The 12,537-nt window shown below is 69.8% G+C and carries 13 protein-coding genes; 11 read left to right on the top strand and 2 right to left on the bottom strand.

All coding sequences use genetic code 11. The annotated features are described in order from the left end of the window. The first annotated feature begins 54 nt into the window (after positions 1-54). The 9 genes from AB0I38_RS27720 (at position 55) to AB0I38_RS27680 (ending at position 8,635) form a co-directional block, all read left to right on the top strand. Complete coding sequence (locus AB0I38_RS27720) at positions 55-762, top strand: helix-turn-helix transcriptional regulator (RefSeq protein WP_358478925.1); 708 nt, start codon at positions 55-57, stop codon at positions 760-762. Then, positions 759-2,171, top strand: coding sequence for a Fe-S cluster assembly protein SufB (gene sufB / locus AB0I38_RS27715; protein WP_358478916.1), 1,413 nt, complete (start codon positions 759-761; stop codon positions 2,169-2,171). Before AB0I38_RS27720 ends, sufB begins: the two co-directional genes overlap by 4 nt. Further along, positions 2,171-3,295, top strand: a complete 1,125-nt coding sequence (gene sufD / locus AB0I38_RS27710) for a Fe-S cluster assembly protein SufD (protein ID WP_358478910.1) — start codon at positions 2,171-2,173, stop codon at positions 3,293-3,295. The genes sufB and sufD overlap by 1 nt, the downstream gene beginning before the upstream one ends. Then, positions 3,292-3,609 carry a Rieske (2Fe-2S) protein gene (locus AB0I38_RS27705; protein WP_358478906.1) on the top strand — a complete coding sequence of 106 codons (318 nt, stop codon included), beginning with the start codon at positions 3,292-3,294 and terminating at the stop codon, positions 3,607-3,609. The genes sufD and AB0I38_RS27705 overlap by 4 nt, the downstream gene beginning before the upstream one ends. Positions 3,610-3,613: 4 nt before the next feature. Next, entirely contained in the window at positions 3,614-4,360 is a 747-nt protein-coding gene (gene sufC / locus AB0I38_RS27700; RefSeq protein WP_358478904.1) for a Fe-S cluster assembly ATPase SufC, read from the top strand. After that, positions 4,357-5,634 carry a cysteine desulfurase gene (locus tag AB0I38_RS27695; protein ID WP_358478899.1) on the top strand — a complete coding sequence of 426 codons (1,278 nt, stop codon included), beginning with the start codon at positions 4,357-4,359 and terminating at the stop codon, positions 5,632-5,634. The genes sufC and AB0I38_RS27695 overlap by 4 nt, the downstream gene beginning before the upstream one ends. Before the next feature lie 2 nt (positions 5,635-5,636). Then, positions 5,637-6,077 (top strand): Fe-S cluster assembly sulfur transfer protein SufU, encoded by a 441-nt coding sequence (sufU, locus tag AB0I38_RS27690; protein WP_358478891.1) that lies wholly within the window; start codon positions 5,637-5,639, stop codon positions 6,075-6,077. Positions 6,078-6,087: 10 nt separating this feature from the next. Further along, positions 6,088-6,447 carry a metal-sulfur cluster assembly factor gene (locus AB0I38_RS27685; protein WP_358478881.1) on the top strand — a complete coding sequence of 120 codons (360 nt, stop codon included), beginning with the start codon at positions 6,088-6,090 and terminating at the stop codon, positions 6,445-6,447. A gap of 313 nt (positions 6,448-6,760) precedes the next feature. Then, a complete protein-coding gene (locus AB0I38_RS27680; protein WP_358478874.1) occupies positions 6,761-8,635 on the top strand; it encodes a DEAD/DEAH box helicase in 1,875 nt (624 codons plus the stop codon). Positions 8,636-8,674: 39 nt separating this feature from the next. Here AB0I38_RS27680 and AB0I38_RS27675 read toward each other — a convergent pair whose 3' ends face one another. Further along, entirely contained in the window at positions 8,675-9,904 is a 1,230-nt protein-coding gene (locus tag AB0I38_RS27675; RefSeq protein WP_358478864.1) for an MFS transporter, read from the bottom strand. A gap of 88 nt (positions 9,905-9,992) precedes the next feature. Next, positions 9,993-11,156, bottom strand: a complete 1,164-nt coding sequence (locus AB0I38_RS27670; RefSeq protein ID WP_358478851.1) for a cytochrome P450 — start codon at positions 11,154-11,156, stop codon at positions 9,993-9,995. 188 nt (positions 11,157-11,344) lie between these two features. On the opposite strand from AB0I38_RS27670, the gene AB0I38_RS27665 reads away from it, so the two are divergent. After that, positions 11,345-11,608 carry a phosphoribosyl-ATP diphosphatase gene (locus AB0I38_RS27665; RefSeq protein ID WP_189126889.1) on the top strand — a complete coding sequence of 88 codons (264 nt, stop codon included), beginning with the start codon at positions 11,345-11,347 and terminating at the stop codon, positions 11,606-11,608. Between the two features lie 62 nt (positions 11,609-11,670). After that, complete coding sequence (gene hisG, locus AB0I38_RS27660; protein WP_358478836.1) at positions 11,671-12,516, top strand: ATP phosphoribosyltransferase; 846 nt, start codon at positions 11,671-11,673, stop codon at positions 12,514-12,516. Positions 12,517-12,537: the final 21 nt, after the last annotated feature.

Genomic DNA, 12,537 nt, shown 5'->3' with positions numbered 1-12,537 from the left:
AAGCAGGGGGCCGCCGGGCCTCCCGCCGAGCGAACGAGGAGTGGTGAGCGACCGATGAGCTACGTGCCCACCCTTGAGCCTGGCAGCGAGCGCGGCACCCGCGCACGCGTCGCCCGGCTCATTCTGGAGCACGGACCCGTCGCGGCCGCCGCGCTGGGCGAGCGGCTCGGGCTCACGCCCGCCGCCGTCCGCCGCCACCTCGACGCGTTGCTGGCCGACGGGATGATCGAGCCTCGCGCCGTACGACCGCGTGGCCAGCGTGGGCGGGGGCGGCCGGCCAAGCTGTTCGCCATCACCGACGCGGGCCGCAGTGCCTTCGAGCACGCCTACGACGACCTGGCCGGGAGCGCGCTGCGTTTCCTGGCCGACCGCATGGGACACGAAGCCGTGACCGACTTCGCCCGCTCGCAGGTCTCCGGCCTGCTGAGGCGGCTGGAGCCGGTCATGCGGACGGTGCCGGCCGACCAGCGCGTGCAAGTGCTGGCGCAGGCGCTGTCGGCGGAGGGGTACGCCGCCTCGGCCAGCAAGGCCAAGTCCGGCGGCGACCAGCTCTGCCAGCATCACTGCCCGGTGGCGCACGCGGCGGCGGAGTTCCCGCAGCTGTGTGAGGCCGAGACGGAGGCGTTCGCGCAGCTGCTCGGCACGCCGGTGCAGCGCCTGGCCACCATCGCCCACGGCGACGGGGTCTGCACGACACATGTGAGCCCGCAAACGCTGGGTCATTCCGCATATAGAGACAAGAGCAAGGAGACCGGAAGGTGACTGTCACCGACCGCCCGGAGCTGGAAGGCCTCGGAAATTACAAGTTCGGCTGGGCCGACTCGGATGTCGCCGGGGCGACGGCCAAGCGTGGCCTGTCCGAGGAAGTCGTCCGCGACATCTCCGCGCTGAAGAACGAGCCGGAGTGGATGCTCGACCTTCGCCTGAAGGGCCTCCGCCTCTTCCACCGGAAGCCGCTGCCGACCTGGGGCTCCGACCTCACGGCCATCGACTTCGACAACATCAAGTACTTCGTGCGCTCGACCGAGAAGCAGGCCGCTTCCTGGGAGGAGCTGCCCGCCGACATCAAGAACACCTACGACAAGCTCGGCATCCCCGAGGCCGAGAAGCAGCGCCTCGTCGCCGGTGTCGCCGCCCAGTACGAGTCCGAGGTCGTCTACCACAAGATCCGTGAGGACCTCGAGGAGAAGGGCGTCATCTTCGTCGACACCGACACGGGCCTGAAGGAGCACGAGGAGCTCTTCAAGGAGTACTTCGGCTCGGTCATCCCGGTCGGCGACAACAAGTTCGCCGCGCTCAACACCTCCGTGTGGTCGGGTGGCTCGTTCATCTACGTGCCGCCGAACGTCCAGGTCGAGATCCCGCTGCAGGCCTACTTCCGGATCAACACCGAGAACATGGGCCAGTTCGAGCGGACCCTGATCATCGTCGACGAGAACAGCTACGTCCACTACGTCGAGGGCTGCACGGCGCCGATCTACTCGTCCGACTCGCTGCACTCCGCGGTCGTCGAGATCATCGTGAAGAAGAACGCCCGCTGCCGTTACACGACCATCCAGAACTGGTCCAACAACGTCTACAACCTGGTCACCAAGCGCGCCGTCGCCTACGAGGGCGCGACCATGGAGTGGATCGACGGCAACATCGGCTCCAAGGTCACGATGAAGTACCCGGCCGTCTACCTGATGGGCGAGCACGCCAAGGGCGAGACGCTGAGCGTCGCCTTCGCCGGCGAGGGCCAGCACCAGGACGCCGGCTCCAAGATGGTGCACCTGGCTCCCCACACGAGCTCCACCGTCATCTCCAAGTCGGTGGCCCGTGGCGGCGGCCGCACCTCCTACCGCGGTCTCGTGCAGATCGAGGAGGGCGCCCACGGCAGCGCCAGCACGGTCAAGTGCGACGCGCTCCTGGTCGACCAGATCAGCCGCTCCGACACCTACCCCTACGTCGACGTCCGCGAGGACGACGTGCGGATGGGCCACGAGGCCACGGTCTCCAAGGTCAGCGAGGACCAGCTGTTCTACCTCATGAGCCGCGGGCTCGACGAGGACGAGGCGATGGCGATGATCGTGCGCGGCTTCGTGGAGCCGATCGCGCGCGAACTGCCCATGGAGTACGCCCTTGAGCTCAACCGCCTGATCGAGCTGCAGATGGAAGGAGCCGTCGGCTGATGGGCCTGAACGAGAAGCCCTTGTCGACCCTGCATGAGAAGGCGTCCTACGACCTGGACGACTTCGAGGTCCCGACCGGGCGCGAGGAGGCGTGGCGCTTCACGCCGCTCTCACGCCTGAGAGGCCTGCACGACGGCAAGGCGGAGGTCACCGGCCAGGTGCTGGTCCAGGTCCACACGCCGACCGGCGTAACCGCCGAGTGGGTGGGCCGTGAGGACCCGCGGATCGGCCAGGCGTACGTGCCGGCCGACCGGGTCAGCGCGCAGGCGTACAACGCCTTCGAGAAGGCGCTGGTCGTCACCGTGCCCAAGGAGTCGGTGCCCGCCGAGCCGATCCGCGTCGAGGTGCGGGGCGGCGGCGTCGACGGCGCCTCCTACGGACACATCGTGGTCAAGGTCGAGGCGCTCGCCGAGGCGCTGGTCGTCATCGAGCACCAGGGCAGCGCGGTCTACGCCGACAACATCGAGTTCGTGGTGGGCGACGGCGCCTCCCTCAAGGTCGTCACCCTGCAGGACTGGGCCCACGACGCCGTGCACGTCTCCCACCACCACGCCCAGCTGGGCAGGGACGCGACGTTCCGTGGCTTCACGGTGACGCTCGGCGGAGACGTCGTGCGGCTGTCGCCCAGCGTCTCCTACACCGGCCCCGGCGGCGACGCCGACCTGTCAGGCGTCTACTTCGCCGACGCGGGCCAGCACCTGGAGCACCGCCTGCTCGTCGACCACTCGCACCCCAACTGCAAGAGCAACGTCGACTACCGCGGTGCGCTGCAGGGCGAGGACGCCCACACCGTCTGGATCGGCGATGTGATCATCAGGGTCGCCGCCGAGGGCACCGACACCTACGAGCTCAACCGCAACCTGATCCTCACCGACGGCGCCCGCGCCGACTCGGTGCCCAACTTGGAGATCCTCACCGGTGAGGTGGCCGGCGCGGGGCACGCCTCGACGTCGGGCCGCCTCGACGACGAGCACATCTTCTACCTCCAGGCCCGCGGCATCCCCTTCGACGAGGCCCGGCGCCTGGTCATCAGGGGCTTCCTCGGTCAGCTCATCGAGAAGATCCAGATCGACGAGCTCCGCGAGCGCGTGATGAGCGCGGTGGAGGCTGAGCTCGCGCGATGAGTTTCGACAAGGTGTGCAAGATCGACGACATCCCCGACGGCGGGGTGATCGGCGTCGAGGTGGGGGAGACCCCCGTCGCGCTGGTCCGCAAGGGCGCCGAGGTCTACGCGCTGCACGACGTCTGCTCCCACGCCGAGGTGAAGCTCAGCGAGGGCGAGGTCTACGACGGCACCCTGGAGTGCTGGCTGCACGGCTCGTGTTTCGATATCCGCTCGGGCAAGCCCACCGGACCGCCCGCCACCAAATCCGTGAACGTCTACACAGTCAAGATCGACGGCGATGACGTGCTCGTCTCGCTCTCGAAGGAGTCATAAGCACATGTCCACCCTAGAGATCCGTGACCTGAAGGTCGCCGTCGAGGACAAGGAAATCCTGCGCGGCGTCAACCTCACCGTGAAGTCGGGCGAGACCCACGCCATCATGGGTCCCAACGGCTCCGGCAAGTCCACGCTCGCCTACGCCATCGCCGGCCACCCCAAGTACACGATCACCGGCGGCGAGGTGCTGCTCGACGGCGTCGACCTGCTCGCGCTGTCCGTCGACGAGCGCGCCCGGGCCGGGCTGTTCCTCGCCATGCAGTATCCGGTCGAGGTCCCCGGCGTCTCGGTGTCCAACTTCCTGCGCTCGGCCGTCACCGCCATCCGCGGCGAGGCGCCCAAGCTGCGCCAGTTCGCCAAGGACCTCAAGGCCGGCATGGACTCCCTGTCCATCGACGGGGCCTTCGCCCAGCGCAACCTCAACGAGGGCTTCTCCGGCGGCGAGAAGAAGCGCCACGAGATCCTCCAGCTGGAGCTGCTCCAGCCGAAGATCGCGGTGCTCGACGAGACCGACTCCGGTCTCGACGTCGACGCGCTGCGCGTGGTGTCCGAGGGCATCAACCGCTTCCGCGCCTCGGGTGAGACCGGCGTGCTGCTCATCACCCACTACACGCGCATCCTGCGCTACGTGACGCCGGAGTTCGTGCACGTCTTCGCCGGCGGCAGGATCGTCGAGGAGGGCGGGCCCGAGCTGGCCGAGAAGCTCGAAGCCGAGGGCTACGAGCAGTACACGAAGGCGAGTGCATGACTTCCACCAGCTTGGACGTGGAGAGGATCAGGAAGGACTTCCCGATCCTCTCCCGCGAGCTGCCCGGCGGGCGTCCGCTCGTCTACCTCGACTCGGGCAACTCCTCCCAGAAGCCCGCGGCGGTCGTGGAGACCATCCGCGAGCATCTGGCGATGCACTACAGCAACGTCGGGCGCGCGATGCACGTGCTCGGCGCGGAGTCGACCGAGGCCTACGAGGGAGCGCGCGACAAGGTGGCCGCGTTCGTCGGCGCCCCGTCGCGCGACGAGGTGATCTTCACCAAGAACGCCTCCGAGGCTCTCAACCTCGTCGCCTACTCCTTCGGGCAGCATCTCTGGCGCGGCACGGCCGACACCGACCCCCGCTTCACGCTCGGCCCCGGCGACGAGATCGTCATCTCCGAGATGGAGCACCACTCCAACATCGTGCCGTGGCAGCTGCTCGCGCAGCGCACCGGGGCGACGCTGAAGTGGTTCGGCGTGACCGACGACGGCCGGCTCGACCTCTCCGGCATGCCGGAGCTGATCACCGAGCGAACCAAGATCGTGTCGATCGCCCACCAGTCCAACGTGCTCGGCACCGTCAACCCCGTCGCCTCCGTGCTGGCACGGGTCCGCGAGGTGGGCGCGCTGATGATGCTCGACGCGTCCCAGTCGGTGCCCCACCACCCGGTGAACGTCGCCGAGCTGGGCGTCGACTTCGTGGCCTTCACGGGGCACAAGATGCTCGGTCCCTCGGGCATCGGCGTGCTCTGGGGACGGGCCGAGCTGCTCGACGCGATGCCCCCGTTCCTGGGCGGCGGCGAGATGATCGAGGCGGTCTGGATGGACCACTCGACCTACGCGCCGATCCCGCACAAGTTCGAGGCCGGCACCCCGCCGATCGTCGAGGCCATCGGTCTCGGCGCGGCCGTCGACTACCTTCAGGCGATCGGCATGGAGGCGGTGGAGGCCCACGAGCGCTCGCTGACGGCGTACGCGCTGGAGGCGCTGCGTGAGGTGCCCAGGCTCCGGCTGATCGGGCCTGACTCCCTTGAGCGGCGCGGCGGCACCCTGGCGTTCACGCTGGAGGGGATCCACCCCCACGACGTCGGCCAGATCCTCGACGACGAGTTCGGCATCGCGGTGCGCGTCGGCCACCACTGCGCCCGCCCGCTGCATCTCAGGTTCGGAATACCGGCGACCACCCGGGCGTCGTTCTATCTGTACAACACCACGGGCGAGATCGACGCCCTGGTCCGCGGCCTCCACCACGTTCAGAAGGTGTTCGGATAGCCATGATCGGCGAGTCGATGTACCAGGAGCTGATCCTGGAGCACTACAAGCACCCCCAGGGCCGGGGGCTGCGTGAGCCGTACGACGCCGAGGTTCACCACGTGAACCCGACCTGCGGCGACGAGATCACGCTCCGGGTCAAGGTGGGCACGGCCGGGCGGATCGAGGACGTCTCCTACGATGGCCAGGGTTGCTCGATCAGCCAGGCGGCCGCCTCGGTGCTGCACGAGCTGACCACCGGCTCGACGGTCGAGGAGACACTGTCGGTCGTCGCCGAGTTCACTCGCCTCATGCAGGGCAGGGGGCAGGTCGAGGCCGACGAGGACGTGCTGGGCGACGCGGTGGCCTTCGCGGGCGTGGCGAAGTTCCCGGCGCGAGTGAAGTGCGCCCTGCTGTCCTGGATGGCGTACAAGGACGCTGTTGTGAGGAGTGCTGCGCTGTGAGGAGAGTGTCATGAGCAAGCCGGTGGAGACGCCGACCGGGGTCGATGGAGACGTCAGCCTCGACGAGGTCATGGAGGCGCTCAGGGATGTCGTCGACCCCGAGCTGGGGATCAACGTGGTCGACCTGGGGCTGATCTACGGCCTCAACCTCGACCCGTCCGACGGCGGCCAGCCGGTGGCGACTATTGACATGACGCTGACCAGCGCCGCCTGCCCGCTGACCGACGTGATCGAGGACCAGGCCCACTCGGCGCTCGACGGCATGGTCTCCGATGTTAAGATCAACTGGGTCTGGCTGCCCCCGTGGGGGCCGGACAAGATCACTGATGAGGGTCGCGAGCAGCTACGTATGCTAGGATTCAACGTCTGATCTTTTGCTGAACGGCTGACGCCTCGGCGTCGGCCGTGTCAGCGTGCTAAAGTCCGATAATCGGACTAGCCGGGGAATACATGGTGTTTTCCCCGCGTTGGCACCACGTGCACCTAGCGCACCAATGTGCGTTATCGCCGCCTGCGGCCGGCAATGGGGTGCGCGTAGACGGCCCGTCGATTTCGGGCCAGTCCCCACCCAGCGGGTCCGAATTCCCGCGAACGTAACGCAGTACGGCACTGCCGTACGTCCTGGCACGTCCTTTCGCAGAAGTGACGCGCCACTTCGACTGAAAGGCACGACTTTCGTGACCATGCTTGATGCTGTCCTGCCCGAGCTCACCCCCGAGCAGGGCCCGTCCGAGTTCGAGCTGCTGGGTCTGCCCAGGCCGCTCATCACCGGGCTGGCCAAGCAGGGCATCGCCAGCCCGTTCCCCATCCAGAGCGCGACCATCCCCGACGTGCTGGCCGGCGCCGACGTGCTCGGCCGCGGCCAGACCGGCTCCGGCAAGACGCTCGCCTTCGGCCTGCCGACCATGACCCGCATCGCCGGAACACGGCCGGCCCCCGGCCGTCCCCGCGCCATGATCCTCGTCCCCACCCGCGAGCTCGCCTTGCAGGTGCACGACGCCCTTGAGCCGCTCGGCCGCGGCCTGGGCCTGCGCATGAAGGTCATCGTGGGCGGCATGTCCATGGGCAAGCAGATCGAGGCGCTGCGCCGCGGCGTCGACGTCGTCATCGCCACGCCGGGCCGGCTCGGCGACCTCATCCGCCAGGGTGAGTGCTCGCTGTCCGACATCGAGGTCAGCGTCATCGACGAGGCCGACCACATGTGTGACCTCGGCTTCTTCCCCGTCGTGACCGAGCTGCTCGCGCAGACGCCGGCCGACGGGCAGCGGCTGCTGTTCTCGGCCACCCTCGACGGCGACGTCGACAAGCTCGTGCGCCGTTTCCTCAAGGACCCGATCACGCACTCCGTCGCCCCCGCGACCTCCCCGGTCGACACCATGGAGCACCACGTGCTCCAGGTGACGCGCGACGACAAGTTCGACATCACCGCCGAGATCGCCAACCGCGAGGGCCGGACGATCATGTTCGTCCGCACCCAGCACGGCGTCGACCGCCTGTGCAAGCAGCTCGCCAGGGTCGGCGTCAAGTCGGGCGGCCTGCACGGCGGCAAGCGCCAGAACCAGCGCACCCGCATCCTGGCCGAGTTCCGCGAGGGCTCCGTCAACGTGCTCGTCTGCACCGATGTCGCCGCCCGCGGCATCCACGTCGACAACATCAGCCTGGTGCTGCACGTCGACCCGCCGCAGGACCACAAGAGCTACCTGCACCGCGGTGGCCGCACGGCCCGCGCCGGCGAGAAGGGCACCGTCGTCACGCTGGTGCTGCCCAACGAGCGCCGCTCGACCGACCAGCTCACCCGGCGCGCCGGCATCCAGCCGTTCCGACTCAAGGCCACCCCGGGCCACCCCAGGCTCGCCGAGATGGCGGGCGCCCGCTCGCCGAGCGGCGAGGCCGTCCCCGTCTGGGAGCCCGACGTCCGCAAGCCGCTGCGCCCGCGCCGCGAGGGCGGCCACAACGGCGCCGAGCGTCGCGGCCGCCGCCCGCGCCGTGACTTCGACGGCGACCGGCGCCCGCGCCGCCACGAGGACGGCGACCGCCCGGTCGCCGGCTCGGGCGACGACCGGCGTCCCCGCCGCCACGACGGCGAGGACCGCTACCCCCGTCGTCACACCGACGCCGCCGAGCCGCGCACCTTCGGCGACCGCCGCTCCGGTGGCGACGACCGCCCCCGTGGCGGCTACCGCTCCGACGACCGCGGCCCCCGTAGCGGTGGCCCCCGCTCCGACGACGGCCCGCGCGGCGGCGGCTTCCGCTCCGACGACGGTTCGCGTGGTGGCTACCGGTCCGACGACCGCGGTCCGCGTGACACCCGCCCCGACGACCGTGGCCCGCGTGGGTTCCGGCCCGACGACGGCGGCTCCCGTGGGGCTTTCCGCTCGGACGACCGCGCCCCCCGCGCCGCCGGTGACCGTGGCCGCCCGTTCTCGGCCGACCGCGAGCGGGGCAACCGGCCCGACGACCGTTCCCGTGACGGCTACCGGTCCGGCGGCTCCCGCACCGAGGGTCGTGGCAACGGTGGCTACCGTTCCGGTCAGGGTGAGCGCCGCTACGGCCGCTGACCGCCTGGCGACCTCTGCCGACGCCCGCCGTACCTCTCCCTAGGGAGCGGTACGGCGGGCGTCGCCGTTTCCGGGGTCATCGCGGCCCAGGCGCAGGAGCGGCACCAGGAGGAGGCCCAGCGCGGCGGTCACCGTGATGACGAGCGAGGGCGAGGCGAACTGGGCGGCGGCGCCGGCCACGGCGAATCCGACGCCCTGCCAGAACATCAGGCCGGCCGTCTGGATGCTCAGCGCCCGGCCGAGCAGCTCCTCGGGGGCGGCGTCCATGAGGAGCTGGTCCAGGCCGAGGTGGTGGGCGAGCCCCAGGCCCGACAGGACGAGCAGCGTGATCGCCAGCGGCAGGCCCGGCCGCAGCCCGAACAGCAGCTGCGGCAGGAACACCAGCAGTGCCAGCGGCGTGATGAGCCGCAGCCTGCGGGCGGGGGAGGGAATCCACAGGCACAGCAGTTCGCCCAGGACCGTGCCGACCGGCAGCGCCGACATGAGCAGTCCCAGCCCGGCCGTGCCGAACCCGGCCAGGTCGGCGTACGGCGCGGCCAGCGCCTCGGGCGCCACCCCGAGGGCGGGCACGGCCCAGCCGAACACGAGGACGCGGCGCAGCCGTGCCTGCCGGAAGATCCGGCCCAGGCCGGTCAGCGAGTCGCTCACCAGGGACCGCGTCCCGGCGGAGACCGCCGGGCGGGCCGTGAGCCCGGCGGCGAGCAGCGCCGCCGACAGCAGGAAGGCGCCGGTGTTGAGCATCAGGGCCGCGCGCGGCGTCAACGCGATGAGCAGCAGCCCGCCGAGGGCGAAGCCGCTCACCTGCGCGCCCTGCGCGACCAGCCGGAACAGGCTGCGGGCGGCGATGTAGACGTCGCCGTCGAGGACGCGCGGCAGCATCGCGGCCCGCGCCCCCGCGAAGACCGGGGCCACCAGCCCCATGCCGAGGGCCAGGGCCAGCACGACGGCCACCGGCAGCCCGGGCAGGGTCATGGCGGCGGCGAGGGCGGCGGTCAGCAGGTTGCAGCCCACCAGCAGCCGGCGGATCGCCACCCGGTCGACCAGTGCGGACAGCAGCACCCCGCCGAACAGGTAGGGGACGAACGCCACGGTGAACACCAGGGCGGCCAGCAAGGGAGAGCCGCTCTGGCGGTAGACCAGCACGGTCAGGGCGAACTGGGTCACCATCGTGCCCAGCATGCAGAGCACGTGTGAGAGGAAGAGGGTCCGGAACTCGGGCACGGCCAGGGCGTCGCGATAGCGGCCCCGGGCACCCGTCGGATGGGTCATCGAGCTCCTCGGGGGGAGGCGCCGTTCGCCGTGGCCTGGCCGGCCACGGCGACTATCGGTCAGTAGACGTAGCGCATGGGACCACCTCCTAGGCGAACGTGACCGGCAGGATTCGCACGCCGCGCAGGGTTCCGCTGTCCCACATCACCGGATCGGCGTGCGGGCGGACGGTGTGACCGGCGCGGGCGAGTTCGGTGAAGAGCACCCGGGTCTGCGTCGAGGCGACACCGGCGCCGAGGCAGGCGTGCAGGCCGCGACCGAAGCCCAGGTGCGGGTTGGGGGTGCGGTCCAGCCGCAGGGCGTCGGGGTCGGCGAAGGCGGCCGGGTCGCGGTTGGCGGCCCCGATGATCAGGGTCACGCCCTCTCCCGCGCGCACCTTGCGGCCGCCGATCTCGGTGTCCGTCAGGCAGGCGCGGGCGAGCACCTGGACCTGGCTGGTGTAGCGGATCAGCTCTTCCACCCCGGAATCCGGATTTTTCGGGAAATCGTGGAGAGTGCCAGGATTATCGATGAACGCGAGCAAGGAGAGGGCGAGTAGCCGGGCCGACGATTCGAAACCCGCGTGGAAAGTCGAGCGCAGCGAATTCAGCAGGAGCCGTCGGTCGACGTCCACGCTGCGCAGTTTTTCGGCGACAAATGCGAACATGCCGTCCGGGCGGTGGTCGGTCATCCATTGTTCGATGACCGCGTCGATTTCCGCCCGCGCGGCGATCCCCGCGGGCATCACTTCGGGGCGCAGCCCGGCGTCCATGGTGTCGACGACCGGCGGGGAGACGGAGTTGAGCCAGTCGAGATCGGGCGGATCCACGCCCAGCAGGTCGCAGATCGTCTCCACGGTGAGCGGGATGGCCACCTCGTGCACGAACTCCACCTCGGCCCCGTTCAGCCCGGCCAGGTGGCGTCGTACGCGCGCGGCGGTGCGCTCGGCCAGCGCGGAGTGGTCCTGGGCCCGGTAGGCGGCCGCGAGCAGTCGCCGCACGGGCGGGTGGTCGGGCGGATCGACGGACTGCAACATGATCAGCTCGTCGGGCATCCGCTCGCCGACCCGCCGCCAGTCGGAGGAGAACAGGTCCAGCCGCTTGAGGACCTCGGCGCAGTCGGCGTGGCGGGTCAGCACCCACGTGCGGAGTTCGTCGAACCAGAAGAAGGGGTCGGTCTCGCGCCAGGCGGAATAGACGGGGGCGGGATTCCGGAGAGTATCCGGTCTGAGGAGCGTGCGGAGCGAATGCGGAAAGAGGCTTTCCGTCGACACTAAGTCTCCATATTCGGCGCCAATGACCTAATGAAATGATTTAACCGTGTGAACGATAAGGGAGTGCGGGGGAATGGTCAACATCGCCGCCCCGGCTCCCTGCGTCTCGCGTGGCGGACGCCGGGCCATCCGACCCGCGCGCGCAGACTAGGCTTGTCATGCACGCCAGCCGACCGACGAGAGAGATCATGAAGACCTTCGAAGAGCTGTTCGCCGAGCTGTCAGAGAAGGCGCAGACCCGGCCCGCGGGCTCGGGCACCGTCGCCGCGCTCGACGCCGGCGTCCATGCCATCGGCAAGAAGGTCGTCGAGGAGGCCGCCGAGAGCTGGATGGCCGCCGAGCACGAGTCGAGTGACCGGGCCGCCGAGGAGATCTCGCAGCTCCTCTATCACGTGCAGGTGCTCATGCTCGCGAAGGGCATCGGGCTGGACGAGGTGTACAAGCATCTCTAGGGCGCCCGCGCCCGCCCTCGTCCCACCCGTTCAGACCCGCGAGACCCAAGGACACGATCCACATGATCCGCCTGGCAGTACCCAACAAGGGCGTGCTCAGCGAAGCCGCCCAGGTCATCCTCAAGGAGGCTGGCTACCGGTCCCGAAAGGACAGCAAGGAGCTCGTCGTCGTCGACGCCGACAACGGCTGTGAGCTGTTCTTCCTGCGCCCCCGCGACATCGCCGTCTACGTCGGCGAGGGCACCCTCGACGCCGGCATCACCGGCCGCGACATGCTGATCGACTCGGGCGCGCCCGTCGAGGAGATCATGACGCTCGGCTTCGGCGGCTCCACCTTCCGGCTGGCCTGCAGGGCCGGCGAGATGACGTCGGTCAAGGACCTCGACGGCATGCGCATCGCCACCTCCTACGCCGGGCTGCTCGACAAATACCTGTCCGACACGGGGGTCGACGCGCGCGTCATCAAGCTCGACGGCGCCGTCGAGACCGCCATCAGGCTCGGCGTGGCCGACGCGATCGCCGACGTCGTCGAGACCGGCACCACGCTGCGCAACGTCGGCCTGGAGGTCTTCGGCGAGCCGATCATGCGCTCGGAGGCCGTGCTGATCAAGCGGCACAGCGCGCCCGAGGCGGCCGGCGTCGCCCAGTTGGCGCGCCGTCTCCAGGGCGTCGTGCACGCTCGCGACTTCGTGATGATGGACTACGACATCCGCGCCGAGCGCATCGAGGAGGCCATCGCCCTCACACCCGGTATGGAGGGCCCCACGGTCTCGCCGCTGCACCGCGAGGGCTGGGTCGCCGTCCGCGCCATGGTCCGCCGCAAGGGCCACCAGCAGGTGATGGACCAGCTGTGGGACATCGGCGCGCGCGCCATCCTGGTCACCGACATCTACGCCTGCCGCCTTTGATCTGGGGCCGTCGCCGGGTCG

Source organism: Nonomuraea cavernae (genome assembly GCF_040655715.1).
Taxonomy (GTDB): domain Bacteria; phylum Actinomycetota; class Actinomycetes; order Streptosporangiales; family Streptosporangiaceae; genus Nonomuraea; species Nonomuraea cavernae_A.
The sequence above is the reverse complement of the archived record's forward strand: the minus strand, read 5'-3'. Positions and strand labels throughout refer to the sequence as shown.

What these genes read in the sequence shown, in the direction of transcription:
- AB0I38_RS27720 (WP_358478925.1), top strand. Translation starts at nt 55, where the DNA reads ATGAGCTACGTGCCCACCCTTGAGCCTGGCAGCGAGCGCGGCACCCGC.
- sufD (WP_358478910.1), top strand. Translation starts at nt 2,171, where the DNA reads ATGGGCCTGAACGAGAAGCCCTTGTCGACCCTGCATGAGAAGGCGTCC.
- AB0I38_RS27705 (WP_358478906.1), top strand. Translation starts at nt 3,292, where the DNA reads ATGAGTTTCGACAAGGTGTGCAAGATCGACGACATCCCCGACGGCGGG.
- sufC (WP_358478904.1), top strand. Translation starts at nt 3,614, where the DNA reads ATGTCCACCCTAGAGATCCGTGACCTGAAGGTCGCCGTCGAGGACAAG.
- AB0I38_RS27695 (WP_358478899.1), top strand. Translation starts at nt 4,357, where the DNA reads ATGACTTCCACCAGCTTGGACGTGGAGAGGATCAGGAAGGACTTCCCG.
- sufU (WP_358478891.1), top strand. Translation starts at nt 5,637, where the DNA reads ATGATCGGCGAGTCGATGTACCAGGAGCTGATCCTGGAGCACTACAAG.
- AB0I38_RS27685 (WP_358478881.1), top strand. Translation starts at nt 6,088, where the DNA reads ATGAGCAAGCCGGTGGAGACGCCGACCGGGGTCGATGGAGACGTCAGC.
- AB0I38_RS27680 (WP_358478874.1), top strand. Translation starts at nt 6,761, where the DNA reads ATGCTTGATGCTGTCCTGCCCGAGCTCACCCCCGAGCAGGGCCCGTCC.
- AB0I38_RS27675 (WP_358478864.1), bottom strand. Translation starts at nt 9,904, where the DNA reads ATGACCCATCCGACGGGTGCCCGGGGCCGCTATCGCGACGCCCTGGCC.
- AB0I38_RS27665 (WP_189126889.1), top strand. Translation starts at nt 11,345, where the DNA reads ATGAAGACCTTCGAAGAGCTGTTCGCCGAGCTGTCAGAGAAGGCGCAG.
- hisG (WP_358478836.1), top strand. Translation starts at nt 11,671, where the DNA reads ATGATCCGCCTGGCAGTACCCAACAAGGGCGTGCTCAGCGAAGCCGCC.